This is a genomic window from Fodinibius roseus (assembly GCF_900129315.1).
In the GTDB taxonomy this organism is placed as follows: Bacteria; Bacteroidota; Rhodothermia; order Balneolales; family Balneolaceae; genus Fodinibius; species Fodinibius roseus.
Genome location: NZ_FQUS01000020.1, coordinates 35,575 through 60,815, shown reverse-complemented (window position 1 = coordinate 60,815; position 25,241 = coordinate 35,575). Strand labels below are relative to the sequence as shown.

22 protein-coding genes are annotated in these 25,241 nt (G+C 47.6%); 19 read left to right on the top strand and 3 right to left on the bottom strand.

Annotated features, from left to right (window positions below):
- Positions 1-144 precede the first annotated feature (144 nt).
- The 7 genes from BUB16_RS16220 (at position 145) to BUB16_RS16190 (ending at position 10,346) form a co-directional block, all read left to right on the top strand.
- Entirely contained in the window at positions 145-1,122 is a 978-nt protein-coding gene (locus BUB16_RS16220; RefSeq protein WP_073066952.1) for a nucleoside hydrolase, read from the top strand.
- Positions 1,123-1,259: 137 nt separating this feature from the next.
- A complete protein-coding gene (locus tag BUB16_RS16215) occupies positions 1,260-2,354 on the top strand; it encodes a nucleoside hydrolase (protein ID WP_211483211.1) in 1,095 nt (364 codons plus the stop codon).
- A gap of 233 nt (positions 2,355-2,587) precedes the next feature.
- Positions 2,588-3,169, top strand: coding sequence for an RNA polymerase sigma-70 factor (locus tag BUB16_RS16210; protein WP_084088363.1), 582 nt, complete (start codon positions 2,588-2,590; stop codon positions 3,167-3,169).
- Positions 3,166-4,167, top strand: a complete 1,002-nt coding sequence (locus tag BUB16_RS16205) for a FecR family protein (RefSeq protein WP_073066949.1) — start codon at positions 3,166-3,168, stop codon at positions 4,165-4,167. Before BUB16_RS16210 ends, BUB16_RS16205 begins: the two co-directional genes overlap by 4 nt.
- Before the next feature lie 180 nt (positions 4,168-4,347).
- Positions 4,348-7,152, top strand: a complete 2,805-nt coding sequence (locus BUB16_RS16200; RefSeq protein WP_073066947.1) for a carboxypeptidase-like regulatory domain-containing protein — start codon at positions 4,348-4,350, stop codon at positions 7,150-7,152.
- Between the two features lie 616 nt (positions 7,153-7,768).
- The gene (locus tag BUB16_RS16195; protein ID WP_139240344.1) at positions 7,769-9,247 is read left to right on the top strand and encodes a hypothetical protein; all 1,479 of its coding nucleotides are present in this window, start codon (positions 7,769-7,771) and stop codon (positions 9,245-9,247) included.
- 556 nt (positions 9,248-9,803) lie between these two features.
- Positions 9,804-10,346, top strand: coding sequence for an acyl-CoA thioesterase (locus BUB16_RS16190; protein ID WP_139240343.1), 543 nt, complete (start codon positions 9,804-9,806; stop codon positions 10,344-10,346).
- A gap of 243 nt (positions 10,347-10,589) precedes the next feature.
- On the opposite strand, the gene BUB16_RS16185 is transcribed toward BUB16_RS16190, so the two are convergent.
- Both BUB16_RS16185 and BUB16_RS16180 read right to left on the bottom strand, forming a co-directional pair.
- Positions 10,590-11,633 (bottom strand): porin, encoded by a 1,044-nt coding sequence (locus tag BUB16_RS16185; RefSeq protein WP_073066941.1) that lies wholly within the window; start codon positions 11,631-11,633, stop codon positions 10,590-10,592.
- Positions 11,634-11,804: 171 nt separating this feature from the next.
- On the bottom strand, positions 11,805-12,179 hold the full coding sequence (locus tag BUB16_RS16180; RefSeq protein WP_073066938.1) for a hypothetical protein: 375 nt from the start codon (positions 12,177-12,179) through the stop codon (positions 11,805-11,807).
- Between the two features lie 448 nt (positions 12,180-12,627).
- Between BUB16_RS16180 and BUB16_RS16175 the strand changes: the two genes are divergently transcribed.
- The 10 genes from BUB16_RS16175 to BUB16_RS16130 all read left to right on the top strand — a co-directional run bounded on the left by BUB16_RS16175 (position 12,628) and on the right by BUB16_RS16130 (position 22,411).
- Positions 12,628-13,077 (top strand): response regulator, encoded by a 450-nt coding sequence (locus BUB16_RS16175; protein WP_073066934.1) that lies wholly within the window; start codon positions 12,628-12,630, stop codon positions 13,075-13,077.
- A gap of 14 nt (positions 13,078-13,091) precedes the next feature.
- Positions 13,092-13,589 carry a chemotaxis protein CheX gene (locus tag BUB16_RS16170; RefSeq protein ID WP_073066930.1) on the top strand — a complete coding sequence of 166 codons (498 nt, stop codon included), beginning with the start codon at positions 13,092-13,094 and terminating at the stop codon, positions 13,587-13,589.
- A 13-nt stretch (positions 13,590-13,602) separates the two neighbouring features.
- Positions 13,603-16,065 carry a chemotaxis protein CheA gene (locus BUB16_RS16165; protein WP_073066927.1) on the top strand — a complete coding sequence of 821 codons (2,463 nt, stop codon included), beginning with the start codon at positions 13,603-13,605 and terminating at the stop codon, positions 16,063-16,065.
- 163 nt (positions 16,066-16,228) lie between these two features.
- Entirely contained in the window at positions 16,229-17,023 is a 795-nt protein-coding gene (locus BUB16_RS16160) for a CheR family methyltransferase (protein ID WP_073066925.1), read from the top strand.
- Between the two features lie 17 nt (positions 17,024-17,040).
- Positions 17,041-17,520, top strand: coding sequence for a chemotaxis protein CheD (locus tag BUB16_RS16155; RefSeq protein ID WP_073066922.1), 480 nt, complete (start codon positions 17,041-17,043; stop codon positions 17,518-17,520).
- Positions 17,521-17,600: 80 nt separating this feature from the next.
- A complete protein-coding gene (locus BUB16_RS16150; protein WP_073066918.1) occupies positions 17,601-18,140 on the top strand; it encodes a chemotaxis protein CheX in 540 nt (179 codons plus the stop codon).
- A complete protein-coding gene (locus tag BUB16_RS16145; RefSeq protein WP_073066915.1) occupies positions 18,137-19,186 on the top strand; it encodes a protein-glutamate methylesterase/protein-glutamine glutaminase in 1,050 nt (349 codons plus the stop codon). Before BUB16_RS16150 ends, BUB16_RS16145 begins: the two co-directional genes overlap by 4 nt.
- A gap of 29 nt (positions 19,187-19,215) precedes the next feature.
- On the top strand, positions 19,216-19,587 hold the full coding sequence (locus BUB16_RS16140; RefSeq protein ID WP_073066913.1) for a response regulator: 372 nt from the start codon (positions 19,216-19,218) through the stop codon (positions 19,585-19,587).
- Positions 19,588-19,807: 220 nt separating this feature from the next.
- Positions 19,808-20,329 carry a chemotaxis protein CheW gene (locus BUB16_RS16135; protein ID WP_073066910.1) on the top strand — a complete coding sequence of 174 codons (522 nt, stop codon included), beginning with the start codon at positions 19,808-19,810 and terminating at the stop codon, positions 20,327-20,329.
- A gap of 45 nt (positions 20,330-20,374) precedes the next feature.
- Positions 20,375-22,411 (top strand): methyl-accepting chemotaxis protein, encoded by a 2,037-nt coding sequence (locus BUB16_RS16130; protein WP_084088361.1) that lies wholly within the window; start codon positions 20,375-20,377, stop codon positions 22,409-22,411.
- Between the two features lie 554 nt (positions 22,412-22,965).
- On the opposite strand, the gene BUB16_RS16125 is transcribed toward BUB16_RS16130, so the two are convergent.
- Positions 22,966-23,931, bottom strand: a complete 966-nt coding sequence (locus BUB16_RS16125) for a sensor histidine kinase (protein WP_073066903.1) — start codon at positions 23,929-23,931, stop codon at positions 22,966-22,968.
- Positions 23,932-24,340: 409 nt separating this feature from the next.
- Here BUB16_RS16125 and BUB16_RS16120 point away from each other — a divergent pair, with 409 nt between their 5' ends.
- Entirely contained in the window at positions 24,341-24,685 is a 345-nt protein-coding gene (locus BUB16_RS16120; RefSeq protein WP_084088360.1) for a flagellar basal body rod protein FlgB, read from the top strand.
- A gap of 11 nt (positions 24,686-24,696) precedes the next feature.
- Positions 24,697-25,194: a flagellar basal body rod protein FlgC gene (gene flgC, locus BUB16_RS16115; protein WP_073066900.1), complete on the top strand. Its 498-nt coding sequence runs from the start codon at positions 24,697-24,699 to the stop codon at positions 25,192-25,194.
- Positions 25,195-25,241 lie beyond the last annotated feature (47 nt).

The following is a 25,241-nucleotide window of genomic DNA, read 5'->3' as shown; positions in this document are numbered from 1 at the left end:
GTAAAGAGTACCGTACAGGGAGCAGGGTTAAACCCTTAATCCTCACGTTCGCTAATAAACTCCGGTTTTTGAAATCACTCAGCTTTGATCTTGAACAAAATTCCCTGTTGCCCATAATCGATCTAATCGATACCATCAGAAACAATGAAAATAATCACAAAGATACTGCTGACTTCGATCACTGTCCTCTGGGCTATGTCCGGGTACGCTCAACCGCTTAAAGTCATACTCGATACCGATATCGATTCCGACGTGGATGATGTAGGAGCCCTGGCTATGCTTCATACGCTGGCTGATCACGGTGCAGTAGATATTTTAGGGATCATTGTTACGAGCGGCGAGCGGCATGCTCCTCTCTGTGCCGACGCGATAAATCATTATTTCGATCGACCTGACATTCCAATCGGTGTACAAAAAGGTATCGAGCTCAGGGAATTTTCAAAGTATACAAAGAAAATAAGTGAAGAGTATGAGCACAGCCTTCCATCGTATGAGAAGGCCGAAGACGCCACCCGGTTATACCGGAAACTCCTGTCCTCCCAGGCCGATTCAAGCGTAGTTATTATTACCATAGGACATTTGTCGAACTTGAGAAATCTGATCGAATCCGAACCTGGTGAATACAGTGACCTGTCGGGTACTGCGCTAATCAAACGGAAAGTAAAATTCTGGTCTGCAATGGGCGGTGAATTTCCCGAAGGAAAGGAGGCCAACTTTTACCGGCCGGATCCGGCATCAACTAAGAAAGCAGTTGAACAATGGCCTGTGGACGTCATATTTTCAGGATATGAGATTGGAAATGAAATTATAACGGGGGCTGATTTTTTGGAAAAAATGCTTTCCGATGAAAGTCCGGTGTGGAGGGCCTACCAGCTTTTTAATAACTTCGAGGGAAGACAAAGTTGGGATCAGTCCGCCGTTTTGTATGCTGTTTCTCCCTTTAAAAACGAGTATTGGGAGGTGAACAGGGAAGGATATGTAAAGGTAAACGAAGACGGCAGCAATACATGGGTTCCCGGCAGGAAGTCGAACCATGCCCATTTGGTGGAAAAAATGGACCCGGATGAAATAGCTAAAATTATTGATGCGCTAATGACGGGGATATACAGCAGTAAGTTTTAGAGCTGGAAACAACAATTAAAACCAGGGTGGGCATCAATAAGCTAATTGGTCCCATGTTTCTGTTTTTCATTTTAGGATTAGGACTCATTATATTGAATCGATTGGGATAAAATTGATAAAGATGAAAACAGTTGCTTATGAACCTGGAAAAGAATGATCCCCGTGTCGGCGGCATAATCCGTACATGGGGAGGGAAGGGGGGATGGGAAAGCTGGATGGCATGTACGCTCCTCCTTTTTTCACTGTACGGCTGTAGCTCCAACGCCAACAACAATCAACTATATGGGGATAACGATCAGATGGAACAAAAACACCGCGTATTATTCGATACCGATACCAATAATGAAATCGATGATCAGCACGCCCTGGCTTACCTTTTGTTCAATGCAGACTTATTTACCGTTGAAGGCATCACGGTCAATTCAACCAAAGAACCGGATGTCGCATTAGACTACGTCGAGGCGGAACGTATTTTAAAGCTCTGTAAATCATTCCAGAAGGTACCGCTTAAGAAGGGAGCAAACGGAACATTTGGCGAGATACAGGACCAAGTGAATAATTCTGACTTTGACGGTGCTTCAGCGGTGAACTTTATCATCGAGGAAGCGTTGGCGGAAAAAGAACATGAACTTATTCTTTTGGCCGTGGGGAAGCTTACCAATATCGCATTGGCCTTGAAGAAGGAACCAGCTGTTGCATCCAATGCCCGGCTTGTCTGGCTTGGGTCCAATTACCCTGAACCCGGCGAACACAACCAGAATGCCGATACCACCGCCTTGAATTACCTGTTGAATTCGGATATTCCCTTTGAAATGGTTACCGTCCGCTATGGAAAATCCTCCGGAACTTCGGCTGTCAGGGTTACCAAGGATCAGATAATTCACAGGATGCCGGGTAAAGGCCCCCATATTGAGGAACCGGTGGAAGGGCGGCATGGAGGCCTGTTTGATAACTTTGGGGATTATTCGGTCAGCTTATTTGAGAATTATACTATGGGGGGAGATCCCCCTTCGAGACCGTTGTTCGACATGGCCGCCGTTGCCATAGTCAAGCATCCGGACTGGGCTGATTCAAAAGAAATACCGGCGCCCGTATTGATAGACAATGAGTGGGTGAAACGTCCCGATAACAAGCGAACCATTACCCTCTGGGAAAACTTCCATATTTACGGGATTATGAATGATTTTTTTAACACCATGGACGACCCGGTAATAGAAAGTGAGAGTAATTAACGCATGGCTCTCACGGGTTAAGGAATTCCCGGCCGGATCAAAAAATGCGGCTCATGCAGAGGGGGGACGGGGCGGCCATACATGGATCCCCGGCAGGAAGTCGAACGATCTCCATCTGTTCCAGCACAGGAGGTATCCCCGGCGGTTATCATCTCTTTTTTATTCCTATCATAAAAAAATTTTGCCGTACAATAGTTATACTATCCGACAGGTGTGTATAACCAGTAGAACACATGGATAAGCCGTCGACAAAGCAAATACGTATGTGGGGTGAGAAGATCACAGCGTCGGACCGGAAGGCTTTTAACAGCCTCTTCCGGTCCTTGTACCCCCGCCTTATCCATTTTGCAAGTAAATACAACCGCAATAAAGCCGTTGCCCGTGACATTGTGCAGGATGCGTTTATAGCGCTTTGGGAAAAACGCAAACAACTGGATCCCGATCGATCCATACAGGCTTATCTGTACAGGATTGTACGGAATAAATCGTTGAATCATATACGCAACCATTCCAATGAGACGGTCGGACTGCTGGAAGATATACCTTTAGAGGCAGCGGATGAAGACAGGCGCAAGCAACAAAACGAAAAAGAACAGCTGGTTAATTTGTTGAAAATATGGATTGAAAAGTTGCCAAAGCGTCAGCGCGAGGCCTTTGAACTCAGCAGGTTCGAAGGATTGGATCATGATGAAATTGCCGAAGTGATGGACGTATCATCAAGTACGGTAAATAATCATATCGTGGCGGCCTTGAAGAAGTTGAGAGACCGGTGCGACGAATACAAGACGAAGCAGGTAAACGACAAAAAGTTATGAGTGATACATCCGAAAATAATAATGATACTTCAGACCGACGAGATTTTTTCTTGCAATTTTCACCGGACCGAAGAGATCGCATAAAGGAAATTTGGGATCTGGCCGGACAGGCTGAGCCGCAATCTCCGGGTACTGACCTTACCGGTGACGAAGTGGAAGAGGCATTGTCAGAGGTACAGCAGCGTATCGGTGAGAGCCGTCAACCCCCCTCTCCCTCTGTTTCCACTGATAAGAATCATAGCACAAACAGAGAACCTTCTTCTTCGTCATCGGCCTCCTCCCAATGGCGATTGTGGCTGGCCGCTGCTGTTGTTTTGCTGGTGTTTGGAGCGGGGCTTCTGCTAACGCCGAAAACCGTTACAGCACCGCGGGGAGAAATAGCAAGCGTTACCTTGCCCGACGGGTCTACCGTTGAACTGAATAGCGGTAGTCAAATCAGCTACAGCCACTTTTTTAGCTATACAAACAGAACGATCGATCTGGAAGGCGAAGCTTTTTTCTCGGTATCGGAGGGTGAGGATCCTTTTATTGTCCGGGGGAATAAAGCCATCGTTCGCGTGACAGGCACTGAATTCAATGTTCGTTCCTGGAGTGAGGAGTTATTGCAGGAGACCGAAGTGACGGTTGCGGAGGGAACGGTGGACTTTTACCCGGCGGAGCTGCCGGAACAGTCTGTGACGGTCGGGCAGGGGGAACTGAGCCGGTGGGCCGTGAAAATGGAACAACCCACAGCGCCCGAAACCGTTTCCATAGATAAAATGCTCGGATGGCGTCAACAGAAACTGATGTTCAACGAAAAGCCCCTGCTGGTGATTTTTCAGGAGCTGGAGCGGCGCTTTGACGTGAACATTCAGCTTTATGATACCACAATGGCCAGCGAAACGCTGACGGCCTTTTATGCCCGCCCGGAGAATGTGGAATCGGTCATCAAAGACATTTGCCGGGTCAAGGGATTGCGATATGCCGAAACAGCCAATGGATACAGCGTATATAAATAAGAAGACCGTTAGCCGGCATGTTTCACCCCGAATACGAGTATCCGGGTTGCGAAATTGGTCGGTATATGACGTTGAATCCTTTCGGATGCCGGTGAACGAGAATGCAGGTTGGTTGCCCCTGATATGTTCACGTAAAAGCAAAATAGTATAGTTCAACTCATAAAATCGGAGAAGGAAAATATGCGATATAAGCTAACGCGCAGGATATGCGGTCTGCTACTGCCGCTCCTGGTTCTGTCTGCTGCCTCCCTGAAGGTACAGGCGCAGGAACACCCATCAGAACAGTATTCCTTCACCTTCCGGGGCGCCTCGCTGTCCCAAGCCCTGGAAGCGGTAGCTGAGAAAACCGAAACTGATATGGTTTACGATCCTGCGATCGTAGAGGGCATCAGCGTCTATAGCCGGGTAGAGGATCAGACGGTCCCGCAGATACTGCGTGATGTCCTGGGAGCAACTTCACTCGATTTTATCACACTTTCGTCGGGCACGATTGTGATTGTACGAAAAGTGAGTGATGATCCTTCCTACGGCTCCTACTCCGGTAAAATTGTAGACAGCTACACCGGCGAACCGCTCCCGGGCGCTACGGTCAGGCTGGCGAATGCTTCGGGGGGGACCAGTACCGGGAAAAGCGGCCGGTTTGTGCTCGATAACCTGGTGTCCGGCTCCTATAGTATCATCTTCAGTTATGTGGGGTACGAAGCCGTATATAAAACCATCGAAATCGGTCCCCGGCAGGATTACCGCGAAGAAGTTGAAATGGAGCCCAAGTCGGTCGACTTTCTGCCCATCGTGGTAACGGGACACCTGCCGCAGGTGTCATCTAAAAGCACGGATAACGGGCAGAGTGTAGACCCCGGCAACGAGTGGACGACGACTGGACGTATGGAGGATGCCATCCGGAGCCTGAATCTGTTTTCGGGCGTGCAGTATGGCTCGCCGATGATGGACTTTCACTTGCAGGGGGGACAGCGGGGAGAGCACCGGATTATGCTCGATAATGTGCCCGTATACAATCCGTACAGTTTCGGACAGATGTTTAGTGCTTTTAGTCCTTATGCGATAAGCAAGGTGCAGCTCTATAAAGCGGGCTATGGTACGCCTGAAGGCAGCCAGATAGCCGGATTGATAAACCTGCAGCACGATGTCACGGGCATTGATGACCGGGATCTGACGTTCCAGGCCGATCCGCTGAGTTTAAATCTCCGCGGAAATCTCTATTGGTCGGATGATGAAGAAGAATCATCGTTCAAGGTGATGGGCGCCGCGCGTTCCAACTACTGGAATGTATACCGGGAACCGAACCTCGAAAATACTCTCCGGCGGTGGGACGACCTGGACCCGCTGATGACCAATCTCCTTGTTAATGAGGAAAACGACGCCGCTCTCTATGAACCGTTAGAACATAATTCAGATGTCCGTTTTTATGATGTGCATCTGGCTTCGGAATACGAAATCGATTCATACAAAACGCTTTCATCCTCGTTTTACGTGGGCGAAAATGATGTCAGTACGGATATGCTGCGGCAGGCCCTTCCCTCCAATGATATCCCGGAATACCTCTATGCACAGGATGCCTATCACTGGAACAATTTTATGGGACAGGCCACCTACAGCCAGCTTGTCTCGCCCCGGCTGGATATGAGTACCCAGCTTAGTTTCAGTTCCAACCAGTTTAACCATCGCTACCTGTTGGGTACCAATAGTAATCCAACTATTCCTGTATATAGTGGTTTGTTAAATGCAGCGCCGGCACAGGAGGTGTATGAGGATTTTAAGCGAGCCAGTGAAAATAACCTGGTGCCGAATCAGCGCAGCCGTAACAGTATAAAGCATCTTATATATCGCACGGACGGCACCTATAGCTTTACACCGCAACTTAATTTCGAAGCCGGGGTCCAGTTCGACTATGTCAAATCAGAGGTTAACCTGTCCGACCTGTTTTATCTGCCCACGCTTTCCGACCAGCAGTCATCCCTGTTGAGCAGCTACCTGAAAGGCAACTGGGTGAGCGGGGAATACTGGAAATTTAGCCTGGGCAGCCGGCTGACGTATGTCAATACGGCCGGCCGCTTTTATACCGAGCCCCGTGGAAGTATTCAGTTTGATAAACCCGACTCCGGAATCGGGTACTGGTCGGTCAAGTTTTCGGGGGGCGTCTACCGGCAGTTTATCAACCAGTTTGAAATTACCAACCCGGGTCCCACTTCCCTGGTCCCCTCCTTCACGATCTGGTCGCACGCCAGCTTGTCTGCCATGCCTGAAGCCTGGCATATCAGCAATTCCTTCCACTTCGAGCCGTCCGATCATACCACCCTGAACCTGGAATGGTTTTATAAATGGCAGCCGACGACCTATACGGTTTCTTACGAAAACCTGTTGGAGGACGAGACGATCGATCGTTCGGGGATGGGCGCCTTTGCGCAGACCACGGAAATGGAAAACCTCGGCGTCGGGCTTCGCCTGCACCAGTCGATAGCCAACAGGAAGGGCAAGGTTATCCTGGGCTACGATTTTAACCACAACCGCATCAACCTCGATAACCAGTTCGGTCGCGTTCTGCCGGCTTCCTGGAGCGAACCCCATCGCTTCCAGTTGCGCACCCTCTGGCATATTTTCCCGGAATTAACGGCTGTGGCACAATGGCAAAGCATATTGGGACGATCATGGGGATTCCGTCAGTCCTATTACAATTATCTGCTTTATGAGGGCAGTAATCGTTTTGGGGAGTATGATTTCACCCACCCGGAAGACGACCGGCTTGCGCCCTTCCACCAGTTTGACTTGTCGTTTGTTTACAGCCCCTCCCTCAGTATGATGGATATGGAGCTGCGCCTGGATCTGATTAACCTGCTCGACCGCCGCAATACAATTGACTGGAGACTGCAGCCGATACACGGAGAAGAAGAGGGGGATCAATATGAAATTAAAAAACGGAGCATGCCGGGCTTTCATCCCTCTATTAGTATCCAGTTTAATATGTAAGCGAGACGTCCATTTTTTGTAGCCAAAAAATAGACGAAAAAAGCGCTGGGGAATAGCAAGATCTTGTACTTGATAAACCTTTTCCTCAGGGATGGCTCTTCCACAGGAGTTATTTTTCCCAAAGGATTTCCCGCTATTCCCCAGACCCCGGTTTTTGTTCTATCATGAACTTGCTGGCAGCGCGGCCAGCGGAGCTGAAACTGTTTGAACTAATAAACGTCGCCGCCTGAAAAAACTCAGTGTCCGGCGGCCGTATTGGCTCCGGAGAAAAATATAAACTCGCCCGATACGGTGAGGTTCAGTCAGGCAATAATTTCTCCTTTCCCCGCCCTCGCCGCCACTGCCGCACACTGCTCTCTTCATAAATCCCCGAGCGCGATAGTTACCGGTCCAATGTCAGGTGTATGTATAGTAAATACAAGGTAGTATTATTGCTGGACGGAAATCCCGGGACTCCCGATTGAGCGAATAGTCAGGAGTCAAAGGGGGCCAGGGCATTATTAGGTCAATACCCAGGTATTTTAAAACGGATTAGGGGTAACGTCTTTGTAAGCCCGGGAGCTCCAGGGTTAAGATTAAAATCTGACAATTTAAAGCGGTAAAACAAAGGGTAATTATGCACAGGCATACATTTACGTTGACTATGATGTTTATTTTGGGAGTTCATATTTTTCTGCCGACAGAAGCATCGGCTCAATTGATTAACCTTAAGACGGCTCCTGTTGCTACCGGAGATCAATTCATGGTCCAGCCACCGGTCAATGCCGGAATGGGAGGCCTTTCTATCGCTTTTGATGACACGCTGGGAGATGCACTGGTCAATCCCGCCAAAACGGCGCGGTTGAATGGGATGCAGGTTTATATGAACCCCACCTTTTACCGGATTACGGATGGAAACGGAATGGCTAAAACGCTGTCTGTAGGGGGACTCGCGTCCGGGAACCGGTGGTTCGGCGGACTGGGTGTTGCCATCCAGGATATGGATCGGCCTCATGCCGGCACCAACCGGTTGAAAGACCAGTCTACTAATAATAATTATCTTTGGCTGCAGGGGGGACGGCTGTTAAATGAGGCGACTTCACTGGGCGGACGCCTGTTTTGGGCGGGACTCGGTGCCTCGGAAGGGGTAGATATGCTCTATCCGCGCAGCGATCGCATTAATCAGGATGGCTATATGCTGGATATCCGTCTGGGACTCGATGGCAAGACGGGTAGCCGGGGGCGGTATGAAATACTGACGCTGTTTGCCCGTACTGACATGACGCATGAAGTCATTTACCAAAATTCCTGTGCCATACAACCGGGGCTCTGCAATCCAGCAGCGCTAACCGTTCAAGAACCGTCTTCGAGTGTTGAAAAGAATATGGATAAAACCAATACCTGGGGATTGCATCTCGGGTACGACCAGCCGGTCGAAGAAAGCAACTGGAGGTGGGGCAGTATTCTTACGCTTAACGTAAAGACACATCCCAAAATACCAAACTATGAGCTGATGAATATTCCGCGCGACCCCGGCAATACGTGGGCCCTGAATGCGGGAATGGGTGCCTCGAATACATCCGGGGATAATGTAACGTTCGGGGCGGAGTTCGTTATTGAACCGGTATGGAGTAACACCGGGGTCGAAGCACAGGAGGATATCTGGGATGAGGAAGAAACCGAACTTCTGGTCGAAAAGGGAGACAAGACCATAGAAAATGAATTCGCCTTTGTGAATTCCCTTGTAAAAACGGGGCTGGGATGGAGAGGGAAACACGTTCTGTTGGAGTCCGGTATTATGGCTAAAACGTATCGCTACCAGCTCAAACAAACGGATTATGTAGAGGATTCCTTCCGGGATCAGGAAGAAAACTGGACGGAATGGAGGTTTAGTTTATCAGCCGGCTTGATTTTTGAGAGTGTGGAACTGAAATATACCGGCCTGCTCACCACCGGTACCGGTCAGCCGGGCACCGCTTCAACGGGGGCTGTCGCTGAGGCCTCTCTGGGATTTTCGGCAACGGGCGGAGATTTTGTTTTTGCCCCCGATGGCGAGCTTGCTCTCGAAGACGCCCGGGTCTTTACCCATCAAGTGACGGTTACCATCCCTCTTTAAGGTGTTTTTGGTGCTGTCGGGGTCTTTTCAGGATCTCTTTTGCTAATATAGGTTCCATTTTTTTCAACGATGAAAAAAACGGAACCCAAAAAAAGTCGCCGCCTGAATACATTGTGGCCGGCGTTCCCTTCGTTTGTGCTAAAATCATTTAACTCGTCTCTTGCAGCCCTCAATCAGGAAATGATTTTTTCGCTTCGGCTCAGGTAACTCTTCTCAGCACAATGTATATGACCGAGTGGGATTGGTACCCGATAAAATTGCGGCCTTGAAAAGTCAGCGTATTGGGTGGCGAACGCAAGGCGGAGGAACAGGAAAAATATTTGTCTGAACCCGACGGAGCCGGGTGAGTTTATATTTTTCTCCGGAGCCGCAGCAGACGCCGGGCGCTGAGTTTTCCCAGCCTTGACTTTTTTCGCATCTTTTGGGTCAAGCCAAAAGATGCAAAGGATTTCATTAGGAAAAAAGTACCATGAACAATAACAACAGAATAAAATTGCCCCATAGAATTTGTATCTTATGCGTTGCTTTAATTTTTAATGTATGGCTGACAGGAATAATGACCAATCGATTTGAACAGACGCCCCGCGTTAGTAACGACGCTGATAAAAAAACTGTTTCGGCATCCCGTGCCCGTATGAACGAGCTGGTAATGCCCAACGACACCAATCCTCTCGGTAATCTGATGGGGGGACGCCTGATGCAGTGGATGGATATCTGCTCGGCTATCGCCGCCCAGCGGCATTGCAATCGTAACGTGGTAACCGTGGCAGCCGACAGTATCGAATTCAAGAACGCCATCCAGCTGGGAGAGGTGGTGGTTATTGAGGGGGAAGTAACACGCTCTTTTAATACTTCAATGGAAGTGGCTATGGAAGTTTGGGCCGAGAACCTTCGAACCGGTGAACACCGGCTGTGCACAACCTCCTTTTATACCTTTGTAGCCATAGATGCGGACGGCAAAACGGTGCCCGTTCCTGAGATTATTCCTGAGACTGATTTTGAACAAGAGCGTTACGAACAGGCCGAAAAACGCAGGTCCATGCGCCTGGAGATCTCACGGCAGAACAGGAATGCATATAAAAAAGATAAATCGAAATAGGTAGGTGGGAAGTTAGAGCCGGAAGACGGCGGGATTAGTTCCCCGTTATTTGAGACAATTTCAAAATGTTGCCTGCCAAATACCCTTTCGAGAAGAGCTTCAGCGGTTGTGGTATTACACCTGCAAAGGGAACTCAGTATTTATAGGATAGAAGACGATATAAAGAAAAGCCGCTGCAGTTTTCTTTATATCGAAAACATACAACGGCTTTATGCGCTCCGCTCTCAAAAAAAGGATAGCTTACTAAAAACTGATCTGCATGGCGACCAAAAAGGTTGAATATTCGACCGATTGATCGGTGGGGAGGATATAATTGAGTTTAACCTTTGCAAAAGACGAGGGATAATAATTAAATCCTGCAATCAGCGATTCGGAATCGCCGGTGAGGTTATCCCCGGTAAAGGAATCCCAGCGAAGCAGGAGTCTGCCCTTTGGTGCTACATAGTAGCCAACGGTGGCATAATAACCATAGGGGTTATAATTCTGGGCAGCGGGAGATTCCAGCCAGGAGTAGATGAACTCCCCGTCCAGGAGTATTTTTCCCTGGGTAATACTGAAATACGAAGTCATCAGTTTTTGATCGCCTTCAAAAGTTGACGGAATGTTCCCGTAAGCAGAAGGGACATCTTTCTGCTCTACGGCCACACTGACTCCGACTTTTGCCCGGTTTTTACCATTGTTATTTAAATAGCCTTCCAATCGACCCATATATTGAAGGTAGTCGTCATCATTTTTATTATTGCCATAATTACTGCCGTTAAAGACCCCGGCCGTGTAGCGAAGTAATCCGTTGGGGGTAAATCCATCAATTTGAACACCCACTTGTCGTTTGGTCCCGAGCTGGTTGACAACGGCCGAGCGGTTGACAAATAAGATGGAGCCGGCTCCCGTGTTATACTCGTGGGTGAACGGGGATTTGAAAACTCCTCCTTTAATGGACAGATTGGCGGTAGGTTTATAATACACGTTGGCATCTAATACAGACGGGGTTTTGAGCATGGTGGCCTGAAGATTATATCCAAACCGGCCGTCAAAAATCCCGGATATTTTAAACCGGCCTTTGGAAGCCTTGAATCCATTGTGTCCGGCTGATCGTTCCGGCTGAATGTCAGCAAGTCCCTGTATTAAAAGGCCAAAGGAAAAAGTGTCGGTTTTAAGCTTTTCTTGCAGCTGTTTGTATTCGCTATTTTGCTGTTTTTTTTGCTGGGCAGAGCTCAGGGCGGTGAAGACCAAACAAAATAAAGCAGTGGAAAAAAGGAACTTAAAAATTTTGTGGGTGGTATCCATGTCGATCGGTTACTTATTGTTAAGTTTATATTAAATATTAATGTGATATGTCTGACAGACGCTACGCTGATCATCAAAGTATTTGCTACTCCCTTTCGTTATCGTATGGAATGATACATTCTTAAGGTGTGGTTAAAAAAAAAGCTAAAGGGAGGCGGCCGGCAATATAGGTTAAAGAGTTGAGCTGTGGTTACCGCCTTTGGACATATTGAAAAGGAGCATCTGAAGCCGGTAGTACTGGTTACGCAGCGTATTGAGCTGCAGGTTGTCAAGATCCCGCAAGGAAGGCACGCCAGAAGTGCTGCCGGGTTCTCTTTCCTGGCGAATAGTTGTTTGCAGCATTAACAGTTCCTGATGTCTCAGTATAAAAAAGCGGTTGAACAATTCCCGAAAATCGTGTTGAGGCATAAGGAGTTCCAATTCCGAGGCATTTTTCTCCCGTTGCTTCCGGCTGTCCTCACTCAACGTGGAGTCATCCTCATCCTCCGTATCGGTGAGCTCATCCTTAATAGAGGGGAAGTCTGCACCTGACGGTAAATTAGACATATAATCATGCAGCGGTTGTATGCTATCAGGAGATCCCAATGCGGGGGAAGATGGTATTTTGGATGAGCGTGATAACATATTATGCAGAGACGGTGCAATTACCTTCAGATTATATTGTGCCTGCCCCTTTTATCGGTTCCCAAAGAAAAAGCTTTAGAAAATCATACAAGATATCTTTGGATTGGTTTTCAAAAGATCTCAATTAAATCCAGATTTATCAATGATTTATAGATCATTAAGGACGCAGCCGGGAATAAAGTTCCGGTCCTTTTTGGGATTTAAGAAATAATGAACCTGACCGATAAGAAACCGTAACTAAAGAAATTGGCTTTTAAAATAGTAGCTGTTAGGGCAAAATCGATATTGATAGATCATATTTGCCGGCAGAATGTTACCGAATGGTCAGTTATATATCTAATAACATTACTAATGAAGAATGGAGCAAGCAATGGGTAAAATAAAAGCTATGGTGGTAGACGATTCCAAAATAATGCGAAGTGCTGTAAAAAGAGCGCTGAATCAGTTAATGGTCGCGGATTTTGAATTTGTAGAAGCTATGGATGGTGAAGACGCATTGGGGAAATTTAATAATGAAATAGAAATACTGTTTGTCGATTGGAATATGCCCAATATGACGGGGGTCGAATTTGCAAAAGCCGTACGCGATAAAGGGAATGACCAGATTCCGATTATTATGGTAACAGCGGAAAAATCCATGGGTAAGGTTGACAAGGCCCTGAATGAGGGAGGGGCTAATGAATACGTTACCAAGCCTTTTACGGCCGATAAGATGCATAAGGCTATTAGCGACTATTTCGATGATGACGGTAATCTCATCACCGGCGATGAAGATGACAATGAAAGCAAAAGTTTCTTTAAAGGTATTCTCAATTCTTAAATCATTAAAATAAAATGAATTTAGATAATTTATATGAGCTCAATCAAATTCCCGAAGAGATGATCGGGAAGGTCAGGGAATCGGTCATGAACACGTTCGGTTCAATGACCGGAGAAGTTCCATCCTACATTGAGAATGCGAGCAGTGATGATCCCCTTAACGGGATTGTGGGTAATGTAACGGTCTTTAATTCCGATCATACCCTGTCGTTAATGCTGGCTATTCCCCGGGAAACTGCTGTTTATTTGTCTGAAGTATTTATAGGAATGGAGCTTCCTTTTGAAAGTGATGACATGGGAGATCTTATTGGTGAAATATCAAATATCCTGGCCGGGGATGTAGCGGCCAATGTGGAGAAAGTGGGTTTCCGGGGACAATCTTCACTCCCTACAGCGATGAGAGGAAGTGACCTCATGTTGTTTATGCCCAATAAACCCCCCACTGAAAAAATGAAATTTTCAAGTCCGAATATGGAATTCTGGCTTACCATGGTATTGAGTGAATCCAAATAAAATCGGTATTGTAATGAGTAATGAAAAGCAGCAAATAAAAGAAGACCTTGAAGCGATTATACGGGCATTAGCCGATGTTTGGCCGAATGACAGAGAAAATGTCGCGATTGCGGGAGCAAAGTTTGAAGAATTGATTACGGGCTTTGATAGAGATCTGGGTCAGTTGCAGAAGCTTATTGATATGGCCTGGGAAGGGCTCAAGCATCTTTTTGAGAACGATGACTATTTTACAAGCGTTAAAACCGCTACGCTGCAGGCCATAAATACGATAAGGGAGTATATTGTAAACGACGGGGATATAGATGTTAAGGATTTTGAGAAGGCGTACGACGACCTGTACGATGCGTTGGCGGGTGAGAAAGAGTCGGCCGATACGCTGATTGAGCTGGAGGAAGAAACAGGAGCTGCTTTCGATATCAGTCGAGAGACAAAGACGCTCGACGATTTGGCTTCTTTCATTTTGGGACTGAATGAGGAAATATCCGATGAGGAAGTATCGGAATTAAAAGCCCTGGTGAATATCCTTATCCAGGAATCCGGAGAGAAGGTCGCTTCCGCCCTGGAAAAGGCCCGGCGCATTGCGGAAAATCTGGAGTCGGGAGGGATAGCAAGCCGGGAAAACTGGTTGTCCGATATTTCGATGATTACCGAAGAGGCCATACATATTGCCTCTGAGGACCAATGGCAGGATGATACCGAAGGAGGCGAAATCCCGGGTATTCAGACAACAGAAGAAGAGGAAAGGGCGGGGCAAGCCGATACAGAACCGGAAGATTTTTATATTCCCGGGGATATTGATACGGCTCTGATGGGAGAATTCGTAACGGAGTGTACCGAACTGCTGGATATGGCCGAAGGGGCCTTGCTGGATCTGGAGGATAATCCGGAGGATGAGGAACTGGTTAATAAGGTATTCCGGGCTTTTCATACGATTAAGGGAACCTCCGCATTTATGGGGCTTGAACCGATAACGGAGTTTACCCACCTGCTGGAAACGATGTTGAGCATGGTTCGCGAAGGAGAGATCGCATTCGATACGGCGTGTGCGGATATCTCCCTTGAGGCCATCGATATTATTACCAAAATGCTTGAGGTGATAGAGGCGTCGGAAGAAGGCGACCGTTTGCCCAGACCTATGAATTTTGATCGACTGACTGCCGTCCTCGAACGGGTATCCTCAGAGGGGACTACTCCTGGAGAAGCACTTTCCGCAGAAGGAGGTCTCCTATATGAAGTCCCCGCCGAATTAGATGGAGCACAAGCCGCGGGGACTGCGAATGGGGAAGCTAAAACCAATGGTTCGGCCAAAAGCTCTGCAGATGATTCGCCGTCCGATGCGTCGGTACGGGTAAATGTCAATCGCCTGGATCAGCTGATTGATATGGTGGGGGAGCTGGTTATTGCCCACTCCGTGGTGGCCCAGGACCAAAGTATCCCGGACCACTCTGAACTGCAGAAAAAGATCAATCATACCAGCAAAATTTTACGCGAGCTGCAGGATACCAGTCTCACCCTGCGGATGGTCCCGTTGAATGCGACCTTTCACAAGATGAATCGCCTGATCAGGGATCTCTCCCGGAAGGCAGGCAAATCCGTAACATTGATTACTGCGGGGGGCGATACCGAAATTGACCGTAATATGGTCGATATCATCAATGAGCCGCTGGTCCATATGATCCGGAATGCGATTGATCACGGGATTGAAAAGCCCGGTGACCGGGAGGCAAACGGCAAACCCGGGGAGGCTAATATATGGCTTCGCGCCTCGCAGGAAGGCGGAAAGGTGGTCATTGAAATTGAAGACGACGGACGCGGAATCAACAAGAAAAAAGTGGTGGAAAAAGCGGTGAGCAAGGGTTTGGTAGACGCCGATGCCAATCTTTCGGATAAAGAAATTTACAACCTCATATTTCTTCCCGGTTTTTCCTCTGCAGATGAAGTAACGGACCTGTCGGGACGGGGAGTCGGAATGGATGTCGTTCGGAGGTCCATCCAGGATCTGAAAGGGAAAATCGATATTGAATCGGAAGAAGGGAAGGGAACCAGGATTATTATCGAGCTCCCCTTTACCCTTGCGATTACCGATGGTATGCTGGTCCGGGTCGGAGGACAGCGCTTTATTATTCCTGTTTTGAATATAGACCAGGCATTCCAGGCCCGGGAAAAAGATGTATTTACGGTAATGGGTCAGTCGGAAAAAGTTTCTATTCGGGGCGAAACCGTGCCAATCGTTCGATTGCACCATCACTTCGGCATATCGGACGGGATCGAAACCCTGACCGAGGGAACGTTGCTGGCTATTCGAAATGCCAATAAAAAATATGCCCTGTTGGTCGATGAGGTAGTGGGTCAGCAACAGCTGGTTGGCAAATCTATCAATATGAAATCTGACATGGCCCATGTTTCAGGAGGGGCCATTTTAGGGGACGGTACGGTGGGACTCATACTGGATACGGCGGCACTGATGAGAAATTAACCATAAATGGCGTGATGACCGGTTAGCTGCCGGTCGATGGCGATGACAGAGGCCAAACTATTGGGTTTCTTCATTCGCACGCATCGTGACTGATGTAGAGTGGGTATTGGAGAACTTTGTTTGTTGACGTCCTCCGCGATTTGGAAAGGTGATACGAAAAAAAATGAATATGGAATTACAGCAGTCTGAGTTCGAGCATATACGCCAAAAGATTTATAACTATTGCGGAATCAATCTGCACGAGGGCAAGCAAGCGCTTGTACGGGCACGGGTTATGAAGCGAATCAGAACCCTGGGCTTATCCGGTTTTTCCCAGTATCTGAAGTATTTGGAGAAAGACAAAAGCGGCCGGGAATTTCTTTCTCTGGTGGATGTACTGACTACGAATAAAACCAGTTTTTTCCGGGAAAGCCAGCATTTTGATTTTTTGCGAAATGAGGTAATGCCGGAGATGAAAGGCCGAAGCGTCAAGTGGTGGTCGGCCGGTTGCTCTACTGGTCAGGAACCGGTGAGCTGTGCGATAGCACTGCTGGAACAGAAAATATATAAGAAAAATGTGAAAATTTTAGGTACAGACCTGTCGCGTGATGTTATAAGCATAGCCCGGCAGGCCGTATACCCTGAAAAAACGCTGGGAGGTATCTCAGAGACTCTCAGGAAAAAATATTTTCAGCCGGTGGAGGGAGACCGCTATGTCGTTGACAAGGATGTCAGGGAAATGATTACTTATGGCAGGCTGAATCTTCAAAAACCCTGGCCGATAGACGGCCCCTTTCATGTGATCATGTGCCGTAATGTAATGATTTATTTTAACCGGGAAACCCAGCAACAACTGGTATCCCGTTTTCAGGATATGTTGGAGCCGGGCGGATATCTCTTTTTAGGTCACTCGGAAAGTGTAGCCGGAGCAAATAGTGGATTCCAGAATATTTGTCCCGCCGTATATAGAAAAGTTTAGAAAGATAACGAAACCACATGAAAACCGTTGTAGGCGTTAGTGATTTACGAGTATCCTCCAATAGCCATGAAATTATCATTACGTATGCTCTTGGCAGTTGTTTGGGGATTGCAATGTACGATCCTGCGGAAATGGTAGGTGGGTTGTTGCATGTGATGCTGCCGCTTTCTAAGTCCGATCCCCAAAAAGCCATAGCCAAACCTGCCATGTATGTTGATTCCGGTCTGAATTTACTATTGAATAAGATGTACAGGCTGGGCGCAAAAAAAGGAAATCTTGTTGTTTCGGTGGCCGGGGGAGCCACCATGAAGAGAAGAGCGAAAGACGACTATTTTAAGATAGGCAAGAGAAATTTTACGGTGTTTAGAAAGTTGCTCTGGAAGAATGGATTTATGATTGCCAACCAGGATGTGGGGGGGACCATCTCCCGGACCATGGCAATCAGGATGTCGGACGGGATTGTAACGATTAATAAGAAACCTATAAAGGCTCATTAAGAAAAGGAAAAGTATATAATATTAACATTGATTATATAATAGTTTGGGCTTAATAGTTGTCATATTTAGGCGATAAAAATATGGACAGCTATAAAAGGCCAATAAAGCTGAATACATACAAGGATATGGAAAACATGGTTAAGAGTGACAATTATAAAGACAAAATATACGATATAGTCGTAAACACGTTTGAAGTTACCTGTTATATGTTTCCTCTTGAAGAGTGGGAGGCAGCAGATGAGAAAGAGAGAAACTTCTTTGAAAAGGGAATCCGGTCGGTGGTCGGTTTTAACGGCGCTGCCACGGGAAAAATGATTATTGAACCCTCCTCCGGGGAGTTTTTAACAGCAATGGCTGCGAATATGCTGGGAATTGAAGCCCCCGATGCGGAGGAAAAATCAGGAGCCCTCTGTGAGGTTGCGAATATCATCTGCGGTAATACCGTACCTCTTTTTGCTCATGATGATCAGATCTGTTACATAGAACCTCCGTCTGTTTTGCAAGAGACAGAGAATATGGATGGAGATATAGACGCTATGAAAAAAGAATCGGTTCACGTTTATTTGGATGAAGGTGCCGTGCGGATAACTGTGTATTACACGATGGAGGAAGAGCTATGATTAAAGTATTGGTGGTCGACGACTCGGCGCTGGTGAGACAGCTGTTAAGAAAAGAATTAAACAAACAGAAGGATATAGAGGTGGTAGGCACGGCTTTTAACCCGTACGTGGCGCGGGAAAAAATTGCCAAACTCAATCCGGACGTGTTGACGCTTGACCTTGAAATGCCTCGTATGGACGGACTTTCGTTTCTTTCCAAGCTGATGGAACATCATCCCATGCCGGTGGTGGTGGTCAGTTCGTTAACGCCTAAAAACAGTGAAAATGCATTGACAGCTCTCCGGCTGGGGGCGGTGGATGTGATATGTAAGCCGGGTTCAGCCTATTCAACACAGAATATATCCCGGGAAATTATTCATGCGGTGCGTGCTGCTTCGGTGGCCCGGTTTAATAAGGGTGTCGTCGCCCCGAAACAAACGGGGAAACCGAACGGGCAAAAAATGCCGCAAGCCCGGTTAAAGGAGACCACGAAGAAAATCATAGCCGTCGGGGCGTCTACGGGCGGGACCAAAGCATTGGAGGAGATATTGCCGGCCCTGCCACCTAATCTACCCGGGATGGTGATTGTGCAGCATATGCCGCCGGTTTTTACCCGTAGTTTTGCCGAACGACTGGATACCGTATGCCATGTGAATGTCAAGGAGGCAGAAAATGGAGACTGGATACGCCCCGGGCAGGTATTGATAGCTCCCGGTAATTACCACATGCAGGTAGAAAAACGAGGTGCTAAATATTACAGCAAGGTAAAGCAGGGCCCCCCGGTCCACCACCATCGTCCGAGTGTCGACGTACTGTTCAATTCGGTAGCGGAGTCAGCCGGCATCAATGCAACCGGTGTCATTTTAACCGGTATGGGTTCGGATGGCGCAAAAGGATTGCTGGCTATGAAAGAAAAAGGGGCATTTACGATCGGGCAAAACGAAGGGAGTTGTGTCGTATACGGCATGCCCAAGGTGGCGGATGAACTGGGAGCCGTGGCCCAGGTGCTGCCGCTGTCAAAAATAGCGGATGCTATAATCAGCCGTGCCAGGAAAAAAACGGCTTAACAGTATTTAACGATAAAAAATAGAAACCAATGGCTATAAACATACTTGTTGTCGACGACAGCGCCGTCATGAGGAAAATGATAATAAAGACCATCCGCTTGTGCGGTCTTGATGTGAACCAGATTTATGAAGCCGAAAATGGCAGGGAAGGGCTTCTGGTATTGGACAGGGGAGAGGTGGACTTTCTATTTATTGATATTAATATGCCGGTTATGGATGGTATGGAAATGCTGAGCAGAGTAAGGCAGCAGGAAGCGACAAAAAAATTGCCCGTGCTGATCGTTTCCACGGAAAGCAACAAGGGCCGTATTGAAGAGATCGACAGACAAGGCGCGGGTTTTGTCCACAAGCCCTTTACACCTGAAAATCTCAGGAAAAAAATGCTGGATATAACAAGCTAAGTAAAAGCCGGTTCCCTCCATGGTTCATGAAAAGAAAATGTTACCGTTGCTTTAAAAAGTTTAAGAAAGCGGTGTTTCCACCGATAATAGCGTATAGGTTGGCACACTGGGGCATTAATCGAATACGAGAGCAGTCCATTCGAAAAAGGAGCGATGCCTGTACAGATCCTGAAGTCCCACAGCGTGTTAATTGGCTACAAAAATAAAAAAAAAGGTTCTTATGAGTGATACAGCAGTTAAAGAAGAAAAAAAACAGAATGAGGGTCCCGATATAGAAGGCGGAAAATTTTTGACCTTTTTTCTGGGTCAGGAAGAATATGCTATCGAGATTTTAAAAGTCCAGGAAATAATCGGATTGATGAATATTACCCCGGTTCCGAAAATGCCCTCTTATATAAGGGGAGTGCTGAACTTGCGGGGGAAAATAGTTCCGGTTATGAATCTGCGGACACGGTTCGGGCTCAACAAGGTTGATGACACCGACGAAACCTGTATTATCGTCATTCAGGATGATGGATACCTGATGGGTATTCTGGTGGACAAGGTTTCAGAAGTCGTGGATATAGAAACAGAGGATATCGAAGAGGTCCCTACCGTGGGCGTGGATGATCAGGGTAAATATTTGGCCGGTCTCGGCAAGCTTCAGGATTCGGTGAAAATGATTATCGAAGTCCATGAAGTTTTGTTTGACGTGCCTCAGAAGGTGCTGGAGACATCCATGAGAGAAGAAGCAAATAAATAAACTTGACCAATTAATATAAATAGATAAATAGAACAGAATAGCGTTATGAATTTAATAAATAAACTAACAAGTGGTCTGGGTTCATCCGTCAAAAAAAGCGACTGGACGATCGCGAAACGAATCATGAGTTTAACAACCGGAGCCGTAACCATTACGCTTCTCCTCGGTGCCGTGGCAATCTACGCTTTTAATATAATAGATGGCTATGCAGCAGAACTGGATGAGGTTAATTTGCCGGAGTGGGGCAGCTCGCAGGCGTTGGATCAGGCGGTAAGGGATGCCAACACTGAATATTTAAAATATAGTCAATTAAATGATCATGAAATATTTGAACAAGCAATTGCCCGCTTCGATAAAATAAACGGCGAAATCCAGGAATTGCAGGTGCTTACGGATAACTATGATCTTCCTGTATTGGAAGAAAAAATTCCCGGGCTTAAGCAAGAAGTGACTCGTTTTCGAACAAGTATTGAAAATTTTCAGCAGGCTTCCCAAACATTGGAGATAAAAAAAACCGAGGTTAAAGATACGTCGGATGAGCTTATTGCAATATTGAATAACTACCTGGACGATCCGAATGCAACACAGTCCCTTGATGTTGCAACTCTCCGAATGAAAATAGTTGACAATCAGCGTCTGATCGGACTGGCATTGGCAGAAAATAATGAAACGTATTGGCAAGGAATTAAAGAAAATTATGCTAATTTGCGTCAAGAGTTGGTATCTCTGCGTAATGGCATGGCTACTGGATCCGCGGGCCGCGGTTTTCTTGATGAGGCTTTGACTGTTCAGGGTCGAAATATGGAAGATGTTGAGCAGATGGAACAAACTCACACCTCATTGTTAAATGCGGTAGAAAATACAACTACAGCTTTCCAGGCTCTTACAAATGATGTTATGATGGTTGCTGAAGCGGCTGAGAACAGTGCCCGCGAAAAAGCAACGCTAACAGCCTCAACCTCTTCTCAGTATATTTGGATTATAAGTATAGGCGCCTTGGTGGCTGTACTGGGAGCTCTGTTCTTTGGCCTTTACGTAGGTCGGACCATAAATGCTGCCCTTAATAGTATGATCGATCGGCTCAGCAGCGGTGCAAGCCAGGTAGATGCTTCAGCGGGACAGCTCTCTGGTGCCAGCCAGGACCTGGCGGAGAGCTCCAGCGAGCAGGCGGCAGGCCTGGAGGAGACGACCTCGGCCCTCGAGGAGATCTCCTCGCAGGTGACCCAGTCGGCCGAGAACTCCGGGGAGGCCGAGGCTGCGATGCGGGAAGCCAAGCCGATGGTGGAAGAAGGCGTGGAGGCGATGGAGCGCATGAAAGGGGCGATGGAAGAGATCAAGGACTCCTCCGATCAGACCTCCAGGATTATTGAAACGATCGATGACATCGCCTTTCAGACCAACCTGCTGGCCCTGAATGCCGCCGTGGAGGCGGCGCGCGCCGGAGAGGCGGGCAAGGGGTTTGCGGTGGTGGCCGAGGAGGTACGGAATCTGGCCCAGCGCAGCGCCGAAGCGGCCCAGAATACCTCGGCGCTGATCGAAAGTTCCCAGGAGAGTTCGAAGCGGGGGGCCAAGGTGGCGGACGAAGTGGCCGAAAACCTGCAGAAGATTAAGGACAGCGTCAATAACGTCAATACGCTGGTGGTGGAAATCGCGGCGGCGGCCAAGGAGCAGGCGACCGGGGTGCAGGAGATCAACTCCGCGGTCTCGGAAATGGACGAGGCGGTGCAGGGCAATGCGTCGACCTCCGAAGAGGCGGCCAGCTCGGCCGAGGAGTTGTCCTCGCAGGCCTCCGAGCTCAACAACATTGTTGATGAGCTAACCTCGCTGGTGGGCGGAGTTGACGGGCAGGGGAGCCGGAAGCAGAGCTATTCCTGGAACGGGGGATCCAACAACGCCCACGGGTCGAACGGGCACAGCGGGAATGGAAATGGAAACGGTTATGCCCGGAAGAGCAAGAGTAACGGGCAGGGGTCGGCGCCGGGACAGTACCAGCAGAAGAGCCCGTCCAACGGCCACCATGGCAACGGGGGGGCGCAGCTGATCCCCTTTGGTGAGGATGAAGACGATTTCAGCGGGTTTTAAAGGGAGCGGTAACGTGCGTAGGCTGTCGGGGATACCCGGGCGGCAAATCTTATAAACTGCAGATGTTCGAAGGGTGTCCTCCGGAATAAGGGGCACCCTTTTTTGCAGGCAGCTTTAGTACCCCATGGTTGCCGGCTGGTTTTGAAGATCCCCCTGACAAAATAAGCAAGGAAGCCCGCGATCGAGAGAGAGGCTGAAGGAGCGGGAAATGACCGGGCCGGTGCCCTTATTCCGGTCCCGGGGAAGCTATTGGAAGATGAATTATTTCAGCACCGCTGGCAGGTAATGCCTGTGGTCCGGCTCCTGTGAAGCACCGGCAAACGATATCTGCATAATATATTAAGAGCCGTGTCGAACCTGCGGGGGATGAGGTCGGTGTAATGAGACTGTTTTCCTCATTGTCAGCGTAGTCACAGTCCTGCTATCAGGGGTTTCGTGAGCCGAAGTAGACCTTGTATAAAGTTTCGATCTTTCGTGATACAGGCCTATATGGTTTGTACATATAAAGAATTATTACGATCAGCTAAAGAATGAGAGGGGATATACAAATACGACTACAATAGTGAGCTGGAGGTGGAAGGATCCGACGGCGGGAGACAAAAAGTAAAAGATACCCCTCGAAATGGGTTGTTATCCGTCAGGAAGATGGTCCCCTTATATCGTTTGGCATAGAGTATGGCCATGGTTAAACCGATCCCCAGTTTTGTAGCTTTGCCGGTCACAAAGGGAAAAAACAGCTGTCGGGCAATGGATTTCGGAATGAGGTTCCCGTCATGAGAAATTTTTACCGCCTGGTCGGAGGGAAGCTCGATCGTAATGTTATTTCCATCTTTGGCAGGAGCGTGATCAACTGCATTATCAATAAGTTCCGTCAGGATCCGTCTCAGATCGGCCGGACTACAACGCAAAAGCTGCTCGTTCTCTGCTGAGTACAAAAATGTGATTCTTTGTTGGATTTCCGGTGGGTATTCCGAAATAATTTCTTTTATGATGGGTACCGTTTCAGCAGAATAATTATTGACTTCAATTTCTTTAAGGGATATTTCCTGCAGAGACTCCAGGTCATCGAGCAGGTCAAACAGGTTTTCAATACCCGCATTGATTTTCCTGAGATATTTTGCACTGGATGTATTCCCCAATTGTCCTTCTGCCATATGAGCATAGCCCTGCATACCCGTGAGGGGAGAACGAATGCGATGCAGTAAAAAGCCGATCATATTTTTTAAAGAGTGCAGCGTCTCGTTATCGGGGATCTCCTCTCGGTGTTGCAGGGTTATTTTGATATGGGGTGTCCCTTCCCAGATCAGGGTCTCCTGTTGGAGGGTGTACCACAGCCCATTGAAGTAAGCCGGTGATATAGCATTGCCAACATCCTTTACAACATAAATGATCTGTTCAAGATTCTTGCCAATAGGATTATAACGGTCGCAACCCGTAATTGCCGCTTCGTTGACATCACGGATTATTCTGTTGTTCATCTCTATTATAAAGGCGGGATCCGAACCTGCGTGTTTATTCATTAATTCTGGTAACTCGATAATATTGCCCCCAATCTGGTATAATAAAAAAAGTTGGACAGTAATCCCACAAAGACCTCTCGCTTTAATTCAAACGGGAGAGAGATATGGGATAGTATATTATCAGTTCTTTCGAATCATACTTAAATGGCTTATGGAAATAATAGATAATGAGGAAAAAATTACCTCCGGGCGGTTAATTATGCAGTTGATTTACCAAAACCCGTTTCCTCAGAAGGGTTTTAATTATTGTTTTGAGCAGTGAGACGGTCTGGCATAGCTATTGCCTGTAACATAAACCGGATGCTTGTCAGGTGTTGAGGAAACGGAGTAAATACACCTGATTTGTAAAATACCCTGCCTGTAACAGGCGGCTGATAATAAACTTTTGATAATCAATAAAACGATAAGCATGCATATCATAGACAGCAGTCACAGTCAATTACTGGCTAAAGCTATGGACAGCTACACGTTGCGCCAGCGGGTATCTTCATCGAACATTGCTAATATCGACACGCCGGGGTACAAAAAGCATGAGGTTCAATTTGAAAATGAACTCCAAAAAGTGCGGGAATCCGAAGGCGTGTCAGGCATGCAAAAGGTCAATCCCAGTATTAAAGAAACCGGCGAAGATGTGGTATTGGAGAATGAGCTGATAGAGATGGCTGACACCCAAATGCGGGTTCAGCTTGTTACACGCTCGCTGCGTCACCATTTTGATATGCTGAGAACCGGTATAACCAGTACTAATCGCTAACAACGACCCATATGATACCAGATAGAATATCATCGGCTTTTCAAACGGCAGCACAGGGACTTTCCGTTCAACGGGAACGGATTAATGTTGCTTCCCAAAATATTGCTAACGCTAACACGACGGCATCCGGGGGAGCAGGAAATGTTTATAAGCCCCAGTCGGTGCGTACTTCGGCACCTGGTCCGGCTAACTTTAAACAGACGCTGGCCGAGAGCATGTCCTCCCTGAAGCGTACGCGGCAGCAGCACTTTGCTACCGTAGAACGCCCGTCCACAGGCGGGAGGAGCGCCAACCTGGGTCCCTCTTATGAGATAACCCAGCAGGATAGTTTCCGTTATGAATACGATCCGAATCATCCCGATGCCAATGAAGAGGGAATGGTTCGGTATCCGGATATAGATATGGTTCGGGAAATGACTGAAATGGTCAGTGCAAACAAGCTGTACGAAGCGAATTTAAGCAGTATTGAAGCAGAGAAGGAAATTATGAAACGATCGCTCCAAATTTAGCGCAAATAAAAAGCTCCAGCCATTCGGAATCAAGAATTAAAACAAGT

Coding starts and splice junctions, on each gene's coding strand:
- BUB16_RS16185 (WP_073066941.1), bottom strand. CDS start 11,633: ATGGATACCACCCACAAAATTTTTAAGTTCCTTTTTTCCACTGCTTTA.
- BUB16_RS16175 (WP_073066934.1), top strand. CDS start 12,628: ATGGGTAAAATAAAAGCTATGGTGGTAGACGATTCCAAAATAATGCGA.
- BUB16_RS16145 (WP_073066915.1), top strand. CDS start 18,137: ATGATTAAAGTATTGGTGGTCGACGACTCGGCGCTGGTGAGACAGCTG.
- BUB16_RS16135 (WP_073066910.1), top strand. CDS start 19,808: ATGAGTGATACAGCAGTTAAAGAAGAAAAAAAACAGAATGAGGGTCCC.
- BUB16_RS16190 (WP_139240343.1), top strand. CDS start 9,804: ATGACCAATCGATTTGAACAGACGCCCCGCGTTAGTAACGACGCTGAT.
- BUB16_RS16195 (WP_139240344.1), top strand. CDS start 7,769: ATGCACAGGCATACATTTACGTTGACTATGATGTTTATTTTGGGAGTT.
- BUB16_RS16215 (WP_211483211.1), top strand. CDS start 1,260: ATGAACCTGGAAAAGAATGATCCCCGTGTCGGCGGCATAATCCGTACA.
- BUB16_RS16200 (WP_073066947.1), top strand. CDS start 4,348: ATGCGATATAAGCTAACGCGCAGGATATGCGGTCTGCTACTGCCGCTC.
- BUB16_RS16205 (WP_073066949.1), top strand. CDS start 3,166: ATGAGTGATACATCCGAAAATAATAATGATACTTCAGACCGACGAGAT.
- flgC (WP_073066900.1), top strand. CDS start 24,697: ATGATACCAGATAGAATATCATCGGCTTTTCAAACGGCAGCACAGGGA.
- BUB16_RS16180 (WP_073066938.1), bottom strand. CDS start 12,179: ATGTCTAATTTACCGTCAGGTGCAGACTTCCCCTCTATTAAGGATGAG.
- BUB16_RS16160 (WP_073066925.1), top strand. CDS start 16,229: ATGAATATGGAATTACAGCAGTCTGAGTTCGAGCATATACGCCAAAAG.
- BUB16_RS16165 (WP_073066927.1), top strand. CDS start 13,603: ATGAGTAATGAAAAGCAGCAAATAAAAGAAGACCTTGAAGCGATTATA.
- BUB16_RS16140 (WP_073066913.1), top strand. CDS start 19,216: ATGGCTATAAACATACTTGTTGTCGACGACAGCGCCGTCATGAGGAAA.
- BUB16_RS16125 (WP_073066903.1), bottom strand. CDS start 23,931: ATGAATAAACACGCAGGTTCGGATCCCGCCTTTATAATAGAGATGAAC.
- BUB16_RS16170 (WP_073066930.1), top strand. CDS start 13,092: ATGAATTTAGATAATTTATATGAGCTCAATCAAATTCCCGAAGAGATG.
- BUB16_RS16220 (WP_073066952.1), top strand. CDS start 145: ATGAAAATAATCACAAAGATACTGCTGACTTCGATCACTGTCCTCTGG.
- BUB16_RS16120 (WP_084088360.1), top strand. CDS start 24,341: ATGCATATCATAGACAGCAGTCACAGTCAATTACTGGCTAAAGCTATG.
- BUB16_RS16210 (WP_084088363.1), top strand. CDS start 2,588: ATGGATAAGCCGTCGACAAAGCAAATACGTATGTGGGGTGAGAAGATC.
- BUB16_RS16130 (WP_084088361.1), top strand. CDS start 20,375: ATGAATTTAATAAATAAACTAACAAGTGGTCTGGGTTCATCCGTCAAA.
- BUB16_RS16150 (WP_073066918.1), top strand. CDS start 17,601: ATGGACAGCTATAAAAGGCCAATAAAGCTGAATACATACAAGGATATG.
- BUB16_RS16155 (WP_073066922.1), top strand. CDS start 17,041: ATGAAAACCGTTGTAGGCGTTAGTGATTTACGAGTATCCTCCAATAGC.